General features: G+C 63.8%; 21 protein-coding genes and 2 riboswitches. Of the genes, 12 read left to right on the forward strand and 9 right to left on the reverse strand.

The features are described 5' to 3' along the window. Positions 1-62: 62 nt before the first annotated feature. The 3 genes from FIU89_RS17080 to FIU89_RS17085 all read right to left on the reverse strand — a co-directional run bounded on the left by FIU89_RS17080 (position 63) and on the right by FIU89_RS17085 (position 3268). Positions 63-1298: a transporter substrate-binding domain-containing protein gene (locus FIU89_RS17080; protein ID WP_152493698.1), complete on the reverse strand. Its 1236-nt coding sequence runs from the start codon at positions 1296-1298 to the stop codon at positions 63-65. 582 nt (positions 1299-1880) lie between these two features. Then, positions 1881-2045, reverse strand: a complete 165-nt coding sequence (locus FIU89_RS22350) for a hypothetical protein (RefSeq protein ID WP_172978151.1) — start codon at positions 2043-2045, stop codon at positions 1881-1883. Between the two features lie 75 nt (positions 2046-2120). After that, positions 2121-3268 (reverse strand): IS3 family transposase gene (locus FIU89_RS17085; protein ID WP_152493699.1). Its coding sequence is split into 2 segments (ribosomal slippage): positions 2121-2995 and positions 2995-3268, totalling 1149 coding nucleotides; the frame shifts between segments, so codons are not numbered across the junction. A 485-nt stretch (positions 3269-3753) separates the two neighbouring features. Next, positions 3754-3965: riboswitch (cobalamin riboswitch) on the forward strand. 124 nt (positions 3966-4089) lie between these two features. Between FIU89_RS17085 and FIU89_RS17090 the strand changes: the two genes are divergently transcribed. The 7 genes from FIU89_RS17090 to FIU89_RS17120 all read left to right on the forward strand — a co-directional run bounded on the left by FIU89_RS17090 (position 4090) and on the right by FIU89_RS17120 (position 10702). Continuing rightward, complete coding sequence (locus FIU89_RS17090; protein WP_152493700.1) at positions 4090-6033, forward strand: TonB-dependent siderophore receptor; 1944 nt, start codon at positions 4090-4092, stop codon at positions 6031-6033. 1 nt (position 6034) lies between these two features. Next, positions 6035-6889, forward strand: a complete 855-nt coding sequence (locus tag FIU89_RS17095; RefSeq protein ID WP_152493701.1) for an ABC transporter substrate-binding protein — start codon at positions 6035-6037, stop codon at positions 6887-6889. After that, on the forward strand, positions 6886-7869 hold the full coding sequence (locus FIU89_RS17100; RefSeq protein WP_152493702.1) for an iron ABC transporter permease: 984 nt from the start codon (positions 6886-6888) through the stop codon (positions 7867-7869). The genes FIU89_RS17095 and FIU89_RS17100 overlap by 4 nt, the downstream gene beginning before the upstream one ends. Continuing rightward, positions 7866-8624 carry an ABC transporter ATP-binding protein gene (locus FIU89_RS17105; protein WP_152493703.1) on the forward strand — a complete coding sequence of 253 codons (759 nt, stop codon included), beginning with the start codon at positions 7866-7868 and terminating at the stop codon, positions 8622-8624. The genes FIU89_RS17100 and FIU89_RS17105 overlap by 4 nt, the downstream gene beginning before the upstream one ends. Next, a complete protein-coding gene (locus FIU89_RS17110) occupies positions 8621-9283 on the forward strand; it encodes an adenosylcobinamide amidohydrolase (protein WP_152493704.1) in 663 nt (220 codons plus the stop codon). The genes FIU89_RS17105 and FIU89_RS17110 overlap by 4 nt, the downstream gene beginning before the upstream one ends. After that, positions 9270-10271, forward strand: a complete 1002-nt coding sequence (locus tag FIU89_RS17115; protein WP_152493705.1) for a hypothetical protein — start codon at positions 9270-9272, stop codon at positions 10269-10271. Before FIU89_RS17110 ends, FIU89_RS17115 begins: the two co-directional genes overlap by 14 nt. A 194-nt stretch (positions 10272-10465) precedes the next feature. Further along, the gene (locus FIU89_RS17120) at positions 10466-10702 is read left to right on the forward strand and encodes a DUF1636 family protein (protein WP_254701887.1); all 237 of its coding nucleotides are present in this window, start codon (positions 10466-10468) and stop codon (positions 10700-10702) included. Here the strand turns inward: FIU89_RS17120 and FIU89_RS17125 are convergent. From FIU89_RS17125 to FIU89_RS17135, 3 genes are all read right to left on the reverse strand, one after another. Next, positions 10692-11189: a hypothetical protein gene (locus FIU89_RS17125; RefSeq protein ID WP_152493707.1), complete on the reverse strand. Its 498-nt coding sequence runs from the start codon at positions 11187-11189 to the stop codon at positions 10692-10694. The two genes, FIU89_RS17120 and FIU89_RS17125, sit on opposite strands and share 11 nt — an antisense overlap. A gap of 73 nt (positions 11190-11262) precedes the next feature. Further along, positions 11263-11964, reverse strand: a complete 702-nt coding sequence (locus FIU89_RS17130) for a CbtA family protein (protein ID WP_152494572.1) — start codon at positions 11962-11964, stop codon at positions 11263-11265. A 4-nt stretch (positions 11965-11968) separates the two neighbouring features. Continuing rightward, positions 11969-12145: a CbtB domain-containing protein gene (locus tag FIU89_RS17135; RefSeq protein WP_152493708.1), complete on the reverse strand. Its 177-nt coding sequence runs from the start codon at positions 12143-12145 to the stop codon at positions 11969-11971. Between the two features lie 35 nt (positions 12146-12180). Then, positions 12181-12387, reverse strand: a riboswitch (cobalamin riboswitch). A 263-nt stretch (positions 12388-12650) separates the two neighbouring features. Between FIU89_RS17135 and bluB the strand changes: the two genes are divergently transcribed. Then, positions 12651-13325, forward strand: coding sequence for a 5,6-dimethylbenzimidazole synthase (bluB, locus tag FIU89_RS17140; protein ID WP_152493709.1), 675 nt, complete (start codon positions 12651-12653; stop codon positions 13323-13325). Between the two features lie 18 nt (positions 13326-13343). On the opposite strand, the gene FIU89_RS17145 is transcribed toward bluB, so the two are convergent. Genes FIU89_RS17145 through cobU form a run of 3 tightly spaced genes read right to left on the reverse strand, consistent with a single transcriptional unit; the run spans position 13344 to position 15596 of the window. Next, the gene (locus FIU89_RS17145; RefSeq protein ID WP_152493710.1) at positions 13344-14069 is read right to left on the reverse strand and encodes an adenosylcobinamide-GDP ribazoletransferase; all 726 of its coding nucleotides are present in this window, start codon (positions 14067-14069) and stop codon (positions 13344-13346) included. Beyond that, positions 14066-15082, reverse strand: coding sequence for a nicotinate-nucleotide--dimethylbenzimidazole phosphoribosyltransferase (cobT, locus tag FIU89_RS17150; RefSeq protein ID WP_152493711.1), 1017 nt, complete (start codon positions 15080-15082; stop codon positions 14066-14068). The genes FIU89_RS17145 and cobT overlap by 4 nt, the downstream gene beginning before the upstream one ends. Further along, positions 15066-15596, reverse strand: coding sequence for a bifunctional adenosylcobinamide kinase/adenosylcobinamide-phosphate guanylyltransferase (cobU, locus tag FIU89_RS17155; RefSeq protein WP_152493712.1), 531 nt, complete (start codon positions 15594-15596; stop codon positions 15066-15068). The genes cobT and cobU overlap by 17 nt, the downstream gene beginning before the upstream one ends. On the opposite strand from cobU, the gene FIU89_RS17160 reads away from it, so the two are divergent. From FIU89_RS17160 to FIU89_RS17175, 4 genes are read left to right on the forward strand one after another with little or no spacing between them, the layout of a single operon-like run. Beyond that, positions 15596-16228: a histidine phosphatase family protein gene (locus FIU89_RS17160; RefSeq protein WP_254701720.1), complete on the forward strand. Its 633-nt coding sequence runs from the start codon at positions 15596-15598 to the stop codon at positions 16226-16228. The genes cobU and FIU89_RS17160 overlap by 1 nt on opposite strands. Beyond that, positions 16225-16638: a hypothetical protein gene (locus tag FIU89_RS22490; RefSeq protein ID WP_216647035.1), complete on the forward strand. Its 414-nt coding sequence runs from the start codon at positions 16225-16227 to the stop codon at positions 16636-16638. Before FIU89_RS17160 ends, FIU89_RS22490 begins: the two co-directional genes overlap by 4 nt. Beyond that, positions 16635-17570, forward strand: coding sequence for an adenosylcobinamide-phosphate synthase CbiB (gene cbiB, locus FIU89_RS17170; RefSeq protein ID WP_152493713.1), 936 nt, complete (start codon positions 16635-16637; stop codon positions 17568-17570). Before FIU89_RS22490 ends, cbiB begins: the two co-directional genes overlap by 4 nt. Continuing rightward, complete coding sequence (locus FIU89_RS17175) at positions 17542-17883, forward strand: hypothetical protein (protein ID WP_152493714.1); 342 nt, start codon at positions 17542-17544, stop codon at positions 17881-17883. Before cbiB ends, FIU89_RS17175 begins: the two co-directional genes overlap by 29 nt.

Here is a 17883-nt window from a genome sequence, read left to right on the forward strand (position 1 = left end):
CCGTGGGTCCGACCCCCTTGTGTCGGGGCCGGACGTTGGTTTCAGTTATGAGTGGATGACCGTCAGGCCTTGACGAGACCTTCGCCGGTGCAACTCTGGCCCTCGTAGGCGGCGTAGGGTTTGGGCGCGATTCGCTCCTGCGATTCCACGATCACCTCGGCTTGGCCGTTGCTCTGCCACTGGCCGATCTTGGGCCAAAGGTGGGTGTGCAGGTTCTCGTCGATCAGCACCTCGCCTTGCGGCGCGTTGAGCGTGAGGCCCACGGCCGCGTCGCGGATCGTCTCGGGCGTGATGTTGCCCGGGTCTAGCTTCTCCAGCGCCGCCTTGAACTGGTAGACTTGGAAGTAGGCCGCCTCGGACACGAAATGCGTGACCTGGTCCGCGCCATAGCGGGATTTGTAGGCTTCGACAAAGGCCTCGTTCTCGGGCGTGTCGTGGCCCATGAAGTAGGGCGCGGAGGAGAAGTGCCCGGCCGCCGCTTCGCCGCCGATGGCTTTCACCTCTACCTCGGACCGGGTGAGGCTGATCACCGGCATCTGCGCGGGGTCGAGTTCGGCCGCGTGATACTGTCGGGCGAAGGCCACGTCGGAATCGCCCACGACGGTGGCGAAGATCACGTCGGGTTTCTCGGACCGGATGCGGTTGATGACCGAGCTGAAGTCGGAATGCCCAAGCGGGACGTATTCCTCGTTCACGACCTCGCCGCCCAGTTCGGCCAACAGGGTCTTGCAGTAGTTGTTCTCTTCCTTCGGATAGACGTAGTTGTTGCCGATCATGTAGAAGCGCGGGCCGTAATTCTCGATCGCCCAGGCGATCAAGTCATCCTGCTGCTGGTTCGGCACGGCGCCGCCATACATGACGTTTCTCGAGCACTCGCGGCCTTCGTAAAGCGTAGGGTACCAGTAAAGGTTCTTGCGCTGCTCGGTCACCGGCAACACCGCCTGCCGGCTCGCCGAGGTGTAAGAGCCGAAAACGCTGACGCATTTGTCGCGGATCATCAGGCGCCGAGCGCGGTCTGCATAAGTCGCTGGGTCGGATGCCGGGTCTTCAATTATTGGCCGCAACTGCCGGCCGTGCACCCCGCCGGCGGCGTTGATCTCTTCAATCGCCATCAGCGCAGCATCGTGCAGAGTGCTTTCCACCACGGCCACGGCGCCGGTCAGTGAAAACAGCAAACCGACGGGAATATCGCCACCCTGCGCGATGGCACGCCCAGCGGTCGTCAGAAGCGCGGGCGCCGAAAGGGCACCAGCTGCACCGAGAGCACCTACTCCTCCAAGAAAGTCGCGACGTTTCATTAGGTTGTCTCCTCTGTTGGTTACGAGCGGCCGTTGAATCGGCAACAAAAAAAGGCCCTCCACCGCGACGTCTTCGTCACGATCGGAGAGCCTCATTGCTCATGAATTTTTTAGACTCACATTTGAGCCTGCAACCATCGTTCAGCAGGGGTTCACATTTTGCAAGAAAATTTTAGTTATTAAAATCTAATAGTTATGCACGAATGCATCACTCGTGGACAGTTTCGTGTCCTTTTCGAGCTCAAAGGGAAACGGATGCTTGAACAACATTTGCAGTGCTGATGGTAATAAGCTTATCAGCCATCAAATGACGTTATTCGAACAACAACACCAACCCAAATCTCAACCCTTGCCAAAAATCACAAACAGCTACGGCATGGGGTGCGAATTACCCGCGTGCAGAGAGGGGCCCGAAAGGACCCATCGATGATGACCGCAACAGCGGACGATGAAAAAGTTCAAGAAGCAGTCGTTCACTGCGCTTTGCACAGATGGCCGCTCAGCGGGACAAAGCTGCCGTTGAAGAACTCACTTCAAATGGCGGCTTCTCTTAAACTGACCAACGTATGCAGAGCAAGCGTGTCAAAAGAAACGAGCTTCATCAAAAGGGATCAACTGACTTGCGTCCAATGTCTGTTCTTTTGCATCGACGATTTCTGATTTCCCACGCCCAATTGGAACTACTGAAACCAATTTTCCGTCCCTGCCTATAACGCGGTAAACAAGACCAATTTGATAAGGGCTCATCTTTAGCTCTGAAGCTTCGAACTTGCGGAAGAACTGTATGCGCGCGTGGACTTGCCCGGTTTTGGTGGAGAGCGTTTAGCTCACTTCGCGGGCCTTTCGCTCGAATGCTATCGGGCTTTGGAAGCCGAGCGATGAATGGCGTCTGACGGGATTGTAGAACCCGTCGATGTATCTGGCGATGGCGTTTTCGGCCTGTTGGCGGGATTTCCAGGCGACCGGCCAGATCAGCTCCGACTTGATGGTTTTGAAGAACGTTTCCACCATTGAGTTGTCATAGCAGTTCCCGCGCCCGCTCATCGAGATCAAGATGCCACGTTTGCGGAGCCGCGCCTGATAGTCCACCGAGCAGTATTGCGATCCGCGGTCGGAATGGTGAACCAGTCCTGGCTCAGGGTTGCGAGCGGCCAGAGCATGGCGCAGGGCTGCGATGGCGAGGTCACGCTTCAGACGATCACTCGTGGCCCAACCGACGACGCGGCGCGAGAAGAGGTCCAAGACAATGGCAAGGTAAAGCCAGCCCTCTGCCGTCCAGATGTAGGAGATGTCCGCCCCCCACTTCCTGTCCGGACAGTCCGCCGCGAAATCTTGTGCCACGAGGTTGGGCGCCACAGGCCAGGCATGTTCACTGTCCGTCGTCCGTTTAAAGCGCCGCTTTTGCCGCGCGATCAACTGGTTCTCGTGCATCAGTCGTGCCGTGCGGTGCCGCCCTATCTTGAGCCCCTCATCGACGAGGTCGCGGTGCATGCGGGGACTGCCGTAGGTCCCGTTCGACAGCTCAAAGGCCGTTCGAATGTGGGCAAGATGGATCATGTCCTGCTGCTGGCGATGACAGGCAGGGCGGTCCCGCCAAGCGAAGAACCCGCTCTGGCTGACACCGAGAACATGACACATTCGCCGGATCGGGAAGCTGGCCTTCTCCGCCTCTATGAAAGCGAAGCTCATCGACTTGCGTCTTTCGCGAAGAAGGTTGCGGCCTTTTTTAAGATGTCGCGCTCCTGCTTCAGAACCGCGTTCTCGCGTCGCAACCGCTTCAGCTCCGCGTGCAGATCGACCGATGCCTCGACCGGCCCACCAGCGTCCCGCTCGCGACTGAGCCATCGCGTCAGTGTCGAAAGCCCGATCCCCAGATCTTCCGCGATCTCCCGTCGCGTCCGGCCGCTGGTCAGCGCCAGCCGCACCGCTTCACGCCGGAACTCCGGCGTCGGTCTGTTTCCGTTTCCCATAGAACACCTCCTGGTTCCTCAGTTGGTGCTCTCCACTTTTCCAGGGCAAGTCCACATTCAATCCTTCCTAATCTAGACCAAGCGTCATGGACAAGACCGCGGCTCAATCAAATCCGTCAGGGTGTTTCCTACGAACCCGCCCGTATGGCCGCCTCCACGGTGAGACAGGGGGGCACCAGCACCCGCGACGAACATTCCGATTTCGCCGATCACGACGTTACCACAGTGGGCATGACCGGAGCCTCTCTAGATCTGAGCCATTTGGTTTCGGACAATGGTCCATAGCATGGCGGTGTCGGACGACGCGGAAACGACCGTGCCGGTTCTTCGATCAGGCTGAGCGGTCCGCCACCCGAATGAGAAGCTCGGGATCGACGGCTTTGCCATGTGAAACGTGAATGGGCCCGGGCTTCAGTGTACCACCCGGCTGCGGATGAAACCTTCCAGCCTTCGATTTTTATCTTTTCTCAGACCATTTCATCCATTAACCATCGACTCACTTCGGTTCCCGGCGGTTTTCCGGCGGGATAATAGGGAATGCGGTGCGACGCGTCTGGCGTCCAATCCGCAACTGCCCCCGCAACTGTAGGCGGAGAGCGAAGCCGGACCATGTCACTGTCATGCGGCGCATGATGGGAAGACCCGGCCAAGCATTGACCCGCAAGTCAGGAGACCTGCCGAGGTGATCACCCTGTCCGAACGCGGGGCGCGTTTCGACAACGGACTTTCCGTAGCGGTGACGATATCACCGTCTGCGGAGTCACCCCTCCAAAGGCACAAACAAAAGCCATCGCGTCACGCGAGATCCGGAGGGACACGCCATGTCACGCTCATTCAAAGCCGCGCTTGCGGCATCCACCGCCCTTTTCACCCAGCCCGCCATTGCGCAGGACACGCCATATGACCTCGGAACGATCTTCGTGTCCGGCGGTCTGACCCCGATTGAAGGCAGCGCCTACGGCCGTGCCGGTACTGTCCTGACCGAAGAGGATATCGAGGATCGCGGGTCACGATATGCGGTCGACATCATCCGCTCGCTGCCCGGTGTTTCCGTCTCGCGGACCGGCCCCGCCGGCGGCCTGACCCAGGTCCGGATGCGCGGCCACGAAGGCAACCACACGCTGGTCATCATCGACGGCGTGGAAGTGGCCTCGCCCAGCCAGGGCGAGTACGATTTCAGCGGTCTTCTCAGCGCCGACATCGAGCGCATCGAGGTCCTGCGCGGGCCGCAAACCTCACTTTACGGCTCGAACGCCATCGGCGGTGTGATCTCGATCACCACCAAGCGCGCGACCGAGCCGGGCTTCAGCGGGCAAGCCGGGTTCGAGATCGGCACCGACGAGACGACGCAAGTCAGCCTGGCCTTGCGGCAGCGCACCGAAAAACTTGCTCTGAGCTTTTCCGCGACGCGCCGGGAGACCGGCGGCTATGACGTGTCGGGCCTGAATGGCGAGGATGACGGTGATCTCAACGAGACCTACAACCTCAACGTCCATTATTACGCGACCGAAAACCTGACCTTCGGCGGCACGCTACGGCACGTGAAAAGCGACTCGGACTCCGACGGCCAGATCTACACCGCGCTTACACCTGCCGGACAGATCCTCGTTGATGACTTTTCCGGGTCCGATACGGCCGAGACCTTCGGCTCCATCTACGCCCAGCTCGACACGTTCGGCGGTCGTTTCAGAAACCGCCTGGATCTGTCTTTTGCAGACATCCAGACCGATCGTTTCAACGGCACCGGCGCACAGTCGGGCGACACCACAGAGACACGCCAGAAAATCAGCTACAAGGGCAGCGTCGCGCTGGATGGCGGCGCGGTCGATACCGCCCGCCACATCCTGACCCTCGGCGCCGAGTGGGAGCGGGAGACGTTCGTCAACAACAACCCCGCCTTCGTCTTCGCACCCAGCCAGCTGATCAAACAGACGCGCGAGCAGACCGCCCTCGTGGCGGAATACCAGGGCAACCTGACCGACAGTCTTGATGTGCAGGCCAGCGTCCGGCATGATTTCAACGACGAGTTCGAGGATTTTACGACCTACGCTGTCGGTGTGTCGTACATGCTGCCCAGTCAGACCACGCGACTTCACGCCTCTTACGGCACAGGCGTCCAGAACCCGACCATGTTCGAACAATTCGGTTTTTCCAACAACTTCATTGGCAACCCGAACCTGGAACCCGAGCAGAGCGAAGGCTGGGATTTCGGTGTGGAACAACAATTCCTAGGCGGGCGCGGCCTGATTGACGTCACCTATTTCGATGACGAGCTGACCAACGAGATCTCGTCCACCGTCGATCCTGGCACCGGCAGCCTGACACCCTTCAACCAGGCCGGAAAAAGCGACCGCAGAGGCGTGGAAATCGGTGCGACCTGGCAGGTGAACGCGCGGCTGGACCTTGGGCTGAATTACACGTGGCTGGATGCCGAGAACCCCAACGGCAGCACCGAGGTACGCCGCCCGGAACACGAGGTGCTGTTGCAGCTTGGCTACGACTTCCCCGATGACCGCACGCGGTTCACCATGGACGTGCAGCACGTGGCGAACAATGTCGATCTGTTCTTCCCGCCCAGCTTCATATCGGTGCCCGTGACCCTGCCGGACTATACGCTTGTCAACGTCGGACTGCGGCACCAGCTGACAGATAGCGTCGAAATCTATGGCCGTATCGAGAACCTGACGGATGAAAAGTACCAGGAGGTTCTCGGCTACGAGACCCCCGGCCGCACGGCGTTCTTCGGCCTGACAGCCACTTTCTGAGATGACGGTGCGGCGTCTCTCCACGGCCCTTGCCGGACCGGCCCTCGCAGCTTTGCTGTGCGGCGCCAGCCCCGTTGCGGCCGAGGCGCCGCACCGCGTCGTTTCCATGAACCTTTGCACCGACCAGTTGGCGATGATGCTGGCCGCCCCCGGTCAGCTGCATTCGGTGACCTATATCGCGGCGGACCCCCGCTCCTCGGCCATGGCAGAGCAGGCAAAAGAGCACGTCATCAATCACGGTCTGGCCGAGGAAATATTCCTCATGCAGCCCGATCTCGTGATCGCAGGTGCCTACTCGACCCGCGCCACCGTGGCGATGCTGCGCCGGCTGGATATCCCGGTCGTGGTGTTCGATCCCGCCTCCTCGCTGGAAGACGTGCGCGACCGCATCCTGCAGATGGGCGAGGTACTGCACCGCGAGGATACGGCCCAGGCCATGGCGTCGGACTTCGACACGCGTCTGGCCAACCTGCGCGCCGACGTGGCGCAGCGGCCCCGTGCCGTACTTTACTACGCCAACGGCTACACCTCGGGGGAACAGACACTGGCGGGCCAGATCCTGACCACGGCGGGTTTCGCCAACGCCGCGGCAGAGGCCGGGTACGGATCGGGCATGAAGGTCCCGCTCGAGGTGCTGGCCGTCACGAACCCCGATCTGGTGATCACTTCGCAGCCCTATCCCGGCGAATCCCGCGCCGAGGCGATCATGAGCCATCCGGTCATCGAAACGCTGCGCCGGACGGGCGAACGGGCCAGCATCACCGACCGCGACTGGGTCTGCGGCACGCCCTTCGTGCTGCGTGCCATCGAGGAGCTTGCCGCCGATCGCGACGCCCTCTTCGGAGACCGGCAATGAGGGCGCTTTTTTTGTCGCTCCTGCTGGTTGTCGTCGCGCTATTCGCCGCGTCACTTCTGATCGGTCCCGCCGGCATCGGCACCAGGCAAAGCCTGTCTGCGCTCTTTCTGGGCGATGGCGGCCCCCTGACGCTGGTGATGCGCGAGGTGCGCCTGCCGCGCGCTATCCTTGCCGTGCTCATCGGCGGCAGCCTCGGGCTGGCCGGGGCGGCGATGCAGGGCTACCTGCGCAACCCGCTGGCCGAACCCGGCCTGATCGGTGTCTCCGGCTCTGCCGCGCTTGGGGCGGTCCTGGCGATCCATACCGGACTGGCGGGTGCGTTCGCGCTCGGTCTGCCTTTGGCCGCGCTCACGGGCGCCTTGCTGGGCGTGGTCCTGGTCATGTCGCTGGCCGGCCCTCGCGGCACCTCCCTGACCCTGATCCTTGCCGGCATTGCGGTCTCGGCCCTGGCCGGAGCGCTGACCTCTCTGGTGCTGAACCTCTCGCCCAATCCTTTCGCCGCCAATGAAATCGTCTTCTGGATGATGGGCTCGCTCACCGACCGCTCGATGACGCATGTCTGGCTCGCCATGCCCTTCATGGCCGTGGGCTTTGCCCTGCTGGCCGGCCTCGGGCGTGGCCTCGACGCGATGACCCTGGGCGAGGATGCGGCGGCGGCCATGGGCATCCGCCTTGTCCGCCTGCGCCTGCTGCTGGTGCTCGGCACCGCCTGCGTCGTCGGCGCGGGCACGGCGGTCGCAGGCGCGATCGGCTTTGTCGGCCTCGTGGTCCCGCACCTTTTGCGCCCCCTGGTCGGGGCGCATCCCTCCCGTCTGCTCTGGGCCTCTGCGCTTGGCGGCGCGGCCATGGTTCTGGCCGCCGACATTGCCGTGCGGGTCATCCTGCCCGCTCGCGACCTCAAGCTCGGCGTGCTGACCGCCCTTGTCGGCGCGCCCTTGTTCCTGCATCTCATCCTGAAGCTGCGAAAGGAACGGATATGAGCCTTCTGTCCGTCAAGGACCTCACGGTCGCGTTGCGCAATCGCGATGTGCTGCGCGACGTCAGTTTCGAGATCGGGACAGGCGAGTTCGTCGGCCTGATCGGCCCCAACGGCGCGGGCAAGACGACACTGATGCGGGCCGCGCTCGGCCTGCTGCCCTTCACCGGCTCCAGCAACCTCGCCACCCTGTCGGAAAACGCGCGCGCCAGGCAAGCCGCCTGGATGCCCCAGGCACGCGAGATCGCCTGGCCGGTAACCGTGGAAACCGTAGTAATGCTGGGTCGCACCCCTTACCTCAACTCTATCCAGAACCCGGCTGACCACGACCGCAAGGCCGTCGACGATGCACTCGACTGGATGGAGCTGACCGAGTTTCGCCACCGCGATGCCACGCAGCTTTCGGGCGGCGAACAGGCCCGCGTGCTGATCGCCCGGGCGTTGGCACAGGAAACTCCGCTGCTTGTCGCGGACGAACCGATCGCCGGGCTGGATCCCGCCCACCAGATCTCCACCATGCAGACCTTCGCGGCGCTTGCACGGACCGGCAAATCCTCCCTAGTGTCGTTGCATGACCTCGGGCTTGCCGCCCGCCACTGCACCCGTCTGATCATGCTGGGCAACAAGGGGCTTGTTGCGGACGGCAAGCCCGCCGATGTACTGACCGACCGACGCCTCGCCGAGATTTTCGGCGTGACGGCATGGTTTCAGGACACCGACAAGGGCTTCGTTTTCCAGCCGCTCGAGGTGCTGCAATGAACGGCGTCTCCCTCCACCGCCCCTGGCTGGAATTCGATCTCGGACAAGAGATGCAGGTGCTTAGCTGGGCCGTCCACAGGCCCGGTCTTGTCCACGCCCGCCGCATTGTCTGGCGCGAAGTGCGCGACGCGGACCTGACACAGGACCTTGACGCCCATGATTGGCTGCAAGCCGAGCTTGCGGTGCGAAATTCCGAGGATGCCGTGGCCGTCCTGACCTCCCGCGATGTTGGCAGCTTCACCCACGCCGTCGCCACCGTTGGCGCGACAGAGGCGCAGGCCGTCGCAACCGTGGGTCTCAGCAACGCCGAGCGCGTCGGTCACAGGACCGCTCTCGAAGACGAACACTGGGGCACCATCAACATAGCACTCCGCCTCAACCGCCGCCTTACCGACGTCGCGCTCATCGAGGCCATGAGCATCGCGGTTCAGGCGCGCACGGCTGCTGTGATGGACGTGGACATGCCACTCGCGCCCGGTCGCGCCACCGGGACCGGAACCGATTGCATTGCCGTCGCGGCGCTGCCGGGGCAGACACGCTATGCCGGCCTTCACACCGAAATCGGCGAAGCCGCGGGCCGCGCCGTCTATTCCGCCGTTCTGGACGGCGCACGCCAATGGTTGGCCACAAGAGGAGAAATGTTCGATGCAACATCTTGAAGCCGTACTGAAGGACGGGCTGAACGACCCGAATGCGGGATGGAACATGGGCTCTTTCGGCGCGATTGCAGAATTTCACCAAGTGGCGGGCGATCCCCCGGCGACCGAAGCATCAGCATTGCAGCAGGTCACAACGCGCGGCGGCATCCGTATCGACACACTGGATGGCGTCCGGCCAGTTGCCTACGAGACGCTCAGTCCCCGATCCCACCGCTGGACGCAGGCGGTCTCGCTCTGCCTGCCCGAAGACGCCGCTTCGATGAACCGGCGGGATGTTTTGACCGAACTCGGCCCCGACGCGCATTCGATCCGCGATGAAGACCGAGAGGCGGTCATCTTCGACATGGGCCTCGCCCAGCCGCAGGTCGATTTCTGCATCCGCACCGCCGACCCGGCGTTGCTGGAAACTCTCCGCGCGAACGCCGGGCGCTCGCTTTTCGAACAGGACAACCCGGCAATGGGTGCGATCCTGAAGGCGCATCCGCATCGCGTCGCCCTGACCCGCCTTGGCCGGGTCGAAGTCTACCAGATGATCGGCGGACCGGACACCGGCGGCACCTCGCCCGAGGGGCCACACACCCATGTGCTGCCCAAGCTGTTGCGTGCCAATCGGACCCATTCCGCCAACACGCCCATTCCCGACGGCTGGGTGCCCTGCTGTGGCTTTCACCCGAACAGTCCCGTCATGGGACGCCTCGGCGAGGACCAGGACTTTGACGAGACGGCATTCGCGGCGTTCCAGGCGCTGCTGTCCGATTGGGGCCCCCAGGACTACGTCGACCAGAAACAGCGCGTGTGGACCGCGCTCCGCGAGGCACGTGACCCCGAAACCTGGGTCGAACCCGACACCCGCGTGGCCCGGGCCGGTCTTCGCAACGCGATCCGACAGTGGCGGCGCCAGCACGGCGACAGCCCTCTGCTGAACGCCTGGGCGGTTGCGTTCGACCGCGGCGATGCGGACGCCGATCCGGAAAATCCTGGGCACTGAGCGGTCAGGTCCACGCCGGACCATCCCGCCCTAATTGACGGGTTGGCAGAGATCTGTATGTCTCTTGGGGCAGACACCAAACGAGAAACCGAATGCCGCCCTCCGCCACTGTTCATTTCTGTCAGAACTGCGGTCCATCAGACCTCTTGGATCTGCATGCAAAACTGACGGGTTCTGGTCTGGCGAAAACGGTGATGGTCGTCGAACGCGGGTGCATGAATGGTTGTGCCAGTCCGGTTTCCATGGCCATGCAGGGCCCGGGCCGGGCCACATACTTCTTCAACGGGGTAGATCCGGCGGCGGATGCAGAAGATATCGTCGCAACCTTGCACGCCTACCTTGCCACCCCAGACGGCTGGATCGAGGACGCGCAGCCCTGCGGCAGGCTTAGGTTCTGTCTGGTGGGGCGTGTCCCGGCGCTCAGTTGCTAAGCGTGACGGTCCGCGCAACCGGCGTATCGTCTACGGCCAGCGGCCGGTGATCGTTGCTGTTCAATGCCACTTCCAGTTCTACCTCGCCTTCGGGCAGGGTATCCAGATGCATCCAGGGGCCATAGACCCGCGCCAGCTTGACGCCGTTGGCATAGACATGGGCATGTCCCTCGCCCGGGACATGGTCACGGCTGGCATTCTCCGGCGAGAACCGGAAGTTCTCGGTCATGATGTGCAGGTTCCATCCGGCGGACGGATCGGGCGTCACCTCGATCTTTAGCGTCGGCGCATCGGCGCCTGCCGGAACCGACAACATGTCGCCGTGATCGTGCATGCCTGCCCCGGCGTGTTGCTCGTGACCGCCATGATGGGCTGGGTCGCCATGATCATGCCCGTCAAAAGTGACACCGTTCGCCGCGGCGACCGCAAACCCGATGCCCCCGCCGAAAACAAGGCCGATAAGAAGCATTGGAATGGAACGGTCCATGATCGGGTCCAAATTCAGCCTTAACAAGAAGGCGGGCGCGCAAGGCACGCGCCCGGAATGTGATCTGCCGGTATCAGGCGGTCTGAGCCTGGCCGGCCGCTTCGCTTTCGCGCGACCAGAAGAAACCCGCAAAGGCTCCTAGCATGACCCAGGCCGCCAATCCGATCCCAAGCGCGCGCGATGCGAACAAGGCGCCGATTTCTGTCGGCACAGGTCCGGTAAAGACCTCGGGTTCCGGCGCACCGATGACATGCGGCGCCAGCAACAGCACCACGGCGGCGCCCCACCCGGCCCAGTTGCGGCTGAACGCGATCAGCCACATGGCAATGGCCGCCGTCAGCACGGTTGCGAACCACCAAACTTGGCGCTCGTAGACATCGGCAGCAGCCACGCCCGGAACTTCCGGCGCGAGGGTAAAGCCCGGCGCAAGGTGCACCGCGACAAACCCGGCAACCCCCCAGATCAGGCCCGTACGCGCGTTTATCGCCGCACCACGGGTCTCGGCCAGCGACATCAGCGCCACCAGAATCATCGCGTAACCGGAATAGATCAGCATCGTGAAGATGATGCTCAGCCCGTCACGCACGGCATCGAAGCCAGGCAGCTCCGGCGTGGCCGTAACAGTCGAGTCGGTCCCGAAATGCACCAGCTCGCCGCCTTCATAAAGCTCTGCGTGAAGCAGGACCGGCTGCACGAAAAAAAGCTGCAACAGGGCGATAATCAACCCTGCGGCAGCGCCAGCGAACAAGGCGCTGGTCAGCAGACGCGTAAACACCGGTTCAGTGGCAGGGGAAGCCGGTGGCGTGACGCACGTCATGCGCCGCGTCGTGAAGCGTCCCGGCCTGAACGTGGCCTGCCACGAAGATCACGCCAAGACCCAGCGCGGCGATCGCGAACACCGACACCAGCGCGGAGGCCGATGCGGTCTGTGTGGCCGTTGCAGTCTTTACAGTCATAGTACTACCTCTTTGCCTTCACACCCGAAGGCCTTGTGGTTTCAGTCGCGATCAGCAGGTCTCCTGGCTTGCGGGTCTTCATCGTCTGGCTGGCCTTCCCGGATTGCTCCAGTGACGTATTCAGCCTGATTCGCCGCCTACAGTTGCGGGGACAGCCACGGAATTGCCAAGTGTTTTCAGGCGCACCGCGTTCCCTGTTCTCCATCCCGTGCGGAAATGGAACCGATCATCCTCGTTAGTCTAGCAAGCATTGCCACCTGTCAACAATACAACGCATTGCGATAGGCGAATCTCGAACCCAGCGACCGAACCGCAAGACGAGAGTTCCCGCCCGGCTCGGGCACGCAATCTGAGTCATGCTTGCAAAGTCCCGCCCCGTTCTGACATAGACATGACAATCGCCGCGCCGGACCTCAAAGCAATGCCGCTTGCCGACGCGTTCCACTGGACATCGCCCTCTGACAGGGTCACCCGAAACTCGCCGCATCTATCGCAAAGGCCCCTCATGGCGGATCAACCCAGGCCAAGTCCGGCACGCGTCTTTTCCTCGCACGAAAGGCAATGCCTCTATGATATCATCGAGGCGCGCCGCGACGTTCGGAACGAGTTTCTGCCCGACCCGATCGACGATGACGCGCTGCGCCGAATCCTCGAAGCGGCTCATGCCGCGCCCTCCGTCGGCTTCATGCAGCCGTGGAACTTCATTCTGTTGCGTGACGCCGAACTCAGAACCCAGGTGCACAGCATTTTCAGCCGCGCCAACGAAGAAGCCGCCGCCATGTTCCCCGATGACCGTCAGTCCGCCTACAGGTCGCTGAAGCTCGAAGGGATCACCAAGGCACCGCTCAATATCGTAGTCACCTGCGACCGCACCCGCGGCGGCAAGGTGGTTTTGGGCCGCACGCACAATCGTGACATGGATCTTTATTCAACCGTCTGCGCAGTGCAGAACCTCTGGCTCGCGGCCCGCGCCGAGGGGATCGGCGTCGGATGGGTCAGCATTTTCGACCACCGCGAGATCGCCACTCTGCTCGGCATCCCCGAACATGTCGAGCTGGTGGCCTACCTTTGCGTCGGATATGTCGATCAGCTTTACGAACAGCCCGAACTGGCCGCCAAGGGGTGGCGGCAGCGGATATCGCTCGATGACCTTATCATGCACGAGGGTTGGCAGGATTAACGCGGCATCCCAAGGACCTCAAAGGCAGGCCAGCGCGACCCAGATGGCGGTCTCCGAGACCAGTTGCACAGCCCCCAGAACGTCGCCGGTTTGCCCGCCGATCTTGCGCCACGCCAGCCAGCCGATGGCAAAAGTCACCAGCGCGCAGGCCAACAGCGCCCAGGGCGAAAACACCAGCGCCACGACCGCCGCAGCCACGAGGACGCCGCGCGCGGCCTTGCTGCGCCCCGCCGCGCTACGCCCCAAGCCGTCCGCGCGGGCCGGAAGCAGGCTCTCTTGGACCGCCACCATGGCTGCGCGGCTGAGCATGGCCGCGCCGACGAAGGTCCAAAAGCCGGCGTCGGCTTCGGCCACCGATACCGCCCACAGGGCCGCAGCCACCCCCACCGCAACCACGCCGTAGCTGCCGATGCGGCTGTCGCGCATGATCTCCAGCGCGTGGGCCTTGTCGTGCCCGCCGCCATGCCCGTCGGCGAAATCCGCCAGCCCGTCGAAATGCAGCGCGCCGGTGACCAGCGCCATTGCGCCCAGCGCAAGCAGGGCCGAAATCTGCTCGGACGCGCCACTCGCCTCTGCCACGCTAAAAACCAGCCACGTCAACGCGCCGACAAGGGCTCCCACCGGGACAAAGGCCCACCGAGCGGCCAGCATCGTCGGCGGATCGTCCCCGATCCGCCCCGCCGGAAGCCGGGTCAGCAGCATCACCGCCAGTTGAAACTCGGCAACGCGCGCACGCAGGCTCATTGACCGGACACCCCGGCCTCGGAAAACGTCGCCATCCCGTTGTGACAGGCCAGCGCCGAGCGCAACACGCCCAACGCAATCGCCGCGCCCGAGCCTTCGCCCAGCGCCATGTCCAGCGACAGGATCGGCCGCATGCCCAGTTCCGCCAGAAGCCGCGCGTGCCCCGGCTCGCGGCTGACATGCCCGACTAGGCAATGGTCCAGGAACCGACGGTCGGCGGCAAAAAGCGGCACCGTCGCCGCCGTGCAGATGAAACCGTCGAGGATGACCGGAATGCGCCGCGCCCGCGCTTCCAGCACGGCGCCACAGATCGCCGCCTGTTCGCGCCCGCCGAGCCGGGCAAGGATTTCCAGACCTCTGGCGTCCGAATGACGCGCGCAGGCGCGTGTCACCACGTCGATCTTGCGCGTGACCCCGGCGTCATCCGATCCCGTCCCCTTGCCCACCCAAAGCGCCGCCTCTCCGCCGAAGGCGCCCTTGGCCATCGCGGCGGCAATGGTCGAGTTTCCGATGCCCATCTCGCCGAGGATCAGCACACTGACGCCAGGATCAACGGCCGCAGCCCCTCGGCGCAGGGCGTCCAGCGTCTCAGCCTCTGACATGGCCGACCCGGCAGTGATATCCGCGGTCGGCTGGTCCAACTCCAGCGCAATCACCGACAGCTCGGCTCCATTTGCGCGGCACAACTGGTTGATCGCCGCGCCGCCATTTTCAAAGTTCGCCACCATCTGCGCCGTCACGTCCTGCGGGAAGGGGTTGACTCCCTGCGCGCAGACGCCGTGATTGCCGGCAAAAACAAGGGCCTGCGCGCTGGCGATGGCGGGCCGGTCCGTGCCTTGCCAGCCCGCCATGAAAATCGCCAGCTCCTCCAGCCGTCCCAAGGCGCCCGGCGGCTTGGTCAGGCTGTTCTGGCGCGCCAGCGCCGCCTCGCCGGCGTCTTTATCCGTTACGGACAAAGACCCGGCAAGCCCGGCAACCTCGCCCAGCGACGAGACGTCAGAAAGAATGGTCATTCGGCTTCACCTTCATCGGATAGCCCGCCACGGTCAGCCACACCTCGTCACAGGCCAGCGCCACGGATTGGTTCACGTAACCCGCGGCATCGCGGAACAGCCGGGCCAGCTTGTTCTCGGGCACGATCCCCTGGCCCACCTCGTTGGTGACGAAAACGACCGGCGCGGCCTGGCTTGCCAGCGTTTCGACCAACCTGTCGGTCTCGGCCTGCCAGTCACTGTCTTCGAGGATGAGGTTCGTCAACCAGAGCGTCAGGCAATCGACCAGCCGCGGCACGCTGCCGTCGGTGTCCTGCAACGCCCCGGCCAGATCGGTCGGCGCATGAACGTCCTCCCACGCCGCACCGCGCCGCGCCTTGTGTTTCGCCACGCGCTCGGCCATCTCGTCGTCGCCTGCGTGCAGACGCGCGGTCGCGATATAGATGGCCCGTCCGGCGGGCTGCAAAGCCATCCGCTCGGCCAATGCCGACTTGCCGGAACGCGCGCCCCCGGTGATGAGTATCGACTTTTTCATTGCAGCGTGGGAAAGCATTTTTCGAGGAAAAAAGAAAGCTGAAAGGCGACGTCCTGGAACCCGTTGCGCCCCCCCGGCCAGAGCTTGTCCTGATCCGTCACGCCCCCGTGGCCGATCCGGGGCATCTCTATGGCCGCACCGATGTCGCGGCCGTCCTCGACGACACCGCGGTCGCGGCGCTCAGAAATCGGCTGGTTTATATCACCCGGGTCATCAGCAGTCCGGCACAACGCTGCCGCCAGACGGCCAATGCGCTTTTCGGTGCCTGCGAGCAGGACGCACGCCTTTGGGAGCAGGACTTTGGCGCGCATGACGGCTTGGCCTTTGACTTGTTACCCGACATCGGCGTTTTGGACAGCGCGGCACTCGCGGCGCACCGATCGCCAGGCGGCGAGAGTTTCAACGACCTCTGCGCGCGTGTGACACCCGCCCTGATCGAGCACGGGCGCCATGCCGCCGCGCACGGCCCGGTGGCCCTGGTCGTCCATGCCGGCGTGATCCGCGCCGCGCTCGGCTTCGTGACCGGGCACGCCCCCGGCGGTCTGGCATTCGAGGTGGCGCACCTGTCGGTGACGCGCCTGCGCTGCGGCCCCGACAGCCCGCTCTCGGTGATCGAGGTCAACCGCACATGAGGTATGTCACGATCTGCGGCCATTTCGGAGAATGGCTTCATGGGCGGTTCGGTCCTTCGGGGCAGGTGGCCCTGATCACCTTGGCCTGTTCGCCGTTGCGTGTCGCGGCCCCGTCCGAGGAGGCCTTGCCTTTCACCGATGGCCGGGCAGTAGCGACCAAGACAGGCGACCTGCGCAGCGACGCCGCCCTCGCCTCGGACTCCGCGCCTCGCTGCAAAGCGCGACGTGGCCCTTGCGATCCGATGGCCGACCTCGCAAGGGGTCTCGGTACCGTGGGCATGGTGCGCGCGCATACCGGCTCCACCCGCGGGCTGACCTTTGCGCCGGGAACCAACCCGCCATGCGGCCCATCCGAGCTGCAAGAAGCGCGGCTCAAAACCATTCTCAGCTTCGATACAGGCCGCGCATGAGTTTCGCCCTTATGATGCTGGGCGCCCTGGCCCTCGACCTCGCCTTCGGCTGGCCCGACCGGCTCTACGCCCGTATCGGCCACCCGGTCACCTGGCTTGGCCGGGCCATCACAATGGCCGAGCACCGGCTGAATCGCGGGTCCCGCCGTCGGCGCCTGTTGGCCGGGGGCGTGACGGTCCTTTGGATAACCCTGCTCGCCGGCCTGCCCGCCCTGATCGGTCAGGCTATCCTGCCCCATGGGTGGGTCGGTGCGATGATCGGCGCGGTGCTGGCCTGGCCGCTCATTGCCATGCGCTCCATGCACGCGCATGTAGCCGCCGTCGCACACCCGCTGGCCGCCGGAAACATGCCCGCCGCGCGCCATGCCGTCAGCATGATCGTCGGGCGCGACCCGACCAAGCTCGATACGCCGGCCATCGCCAGGTCTGCCACCGAGAGCCTTGCCGAGAATACCTCCGACGGAATCGTTGCCCCGATCTTCTGGGGCGTGATCCTGGGCCTGCCCGGCATCGCAATTTACAAGGCCATCAACACGATGGATTCCATGATCGGCCACCGCAACGACCGTTTCGAGGCGTTCGGCAAAGCCGCCGCCCGGCTGGATGATCTCGTGAACTGGCTTCCCGCCCGGCTGACCGGCCTCATCTTCGCACTGGCCTCGGGGGCGCTTTTTCACGCGCTTCACGTGATGCGACGGGACGCGCCGCGGCATCGGTCTCCGAATGCGGGCTGGCCCGAGGCCGCGATGGCCGGTGCGCTGAACGTCCGGCTGTCCGGTCCGCGCATCTATGACGGTCGTCCCACCGACGAGCCCTGGTTGAACGGCTCCGCTCCCGATCCGACCCCCGAAGATCTGAAACGCGCCTTGTCGCTCTACCGGCGCGCTATGGCACTTTGCGCCCTTGTGCTGGTCGGTCTTGCGCTGCTCTAAGACCATCAGGACGGCACTCCTGCATCACAACGGCAACGTTGAAACAGCCGTTGTCAGGCTGGGCGGCGCCCCCGCCGACTGGCTCGATCTGTCGACCGGCATCAATCCTGAACCCCACCAGGTTCCGCGCATTACCGACGAAGCCCGCGCAGCGCTGCCGCGCAAATCCGACCTGGCGCGGTTGCTCAATGCCGTGGCAACCTATGAAACTTCCCTTTGCGTGGCCACGTGGAATAGCGTGCAAGGCGCGCTCCAGGTGGTGCCATGGCTGGCCAAACCGGCCCGCGCCATCGCTATGGCTGGCCGCAACTAG

Origin of the sequence: Roseovarius sp. THAF27, from assembly GCF_009363655.1 — a bacterium.
In the GTDB taxonomy this organism is placed as follows: Bacteria; Pseudomonadota; Alphaproteobacteria; order Rhodobacterales; family Rhodobacteraceae; genus Roseovarius.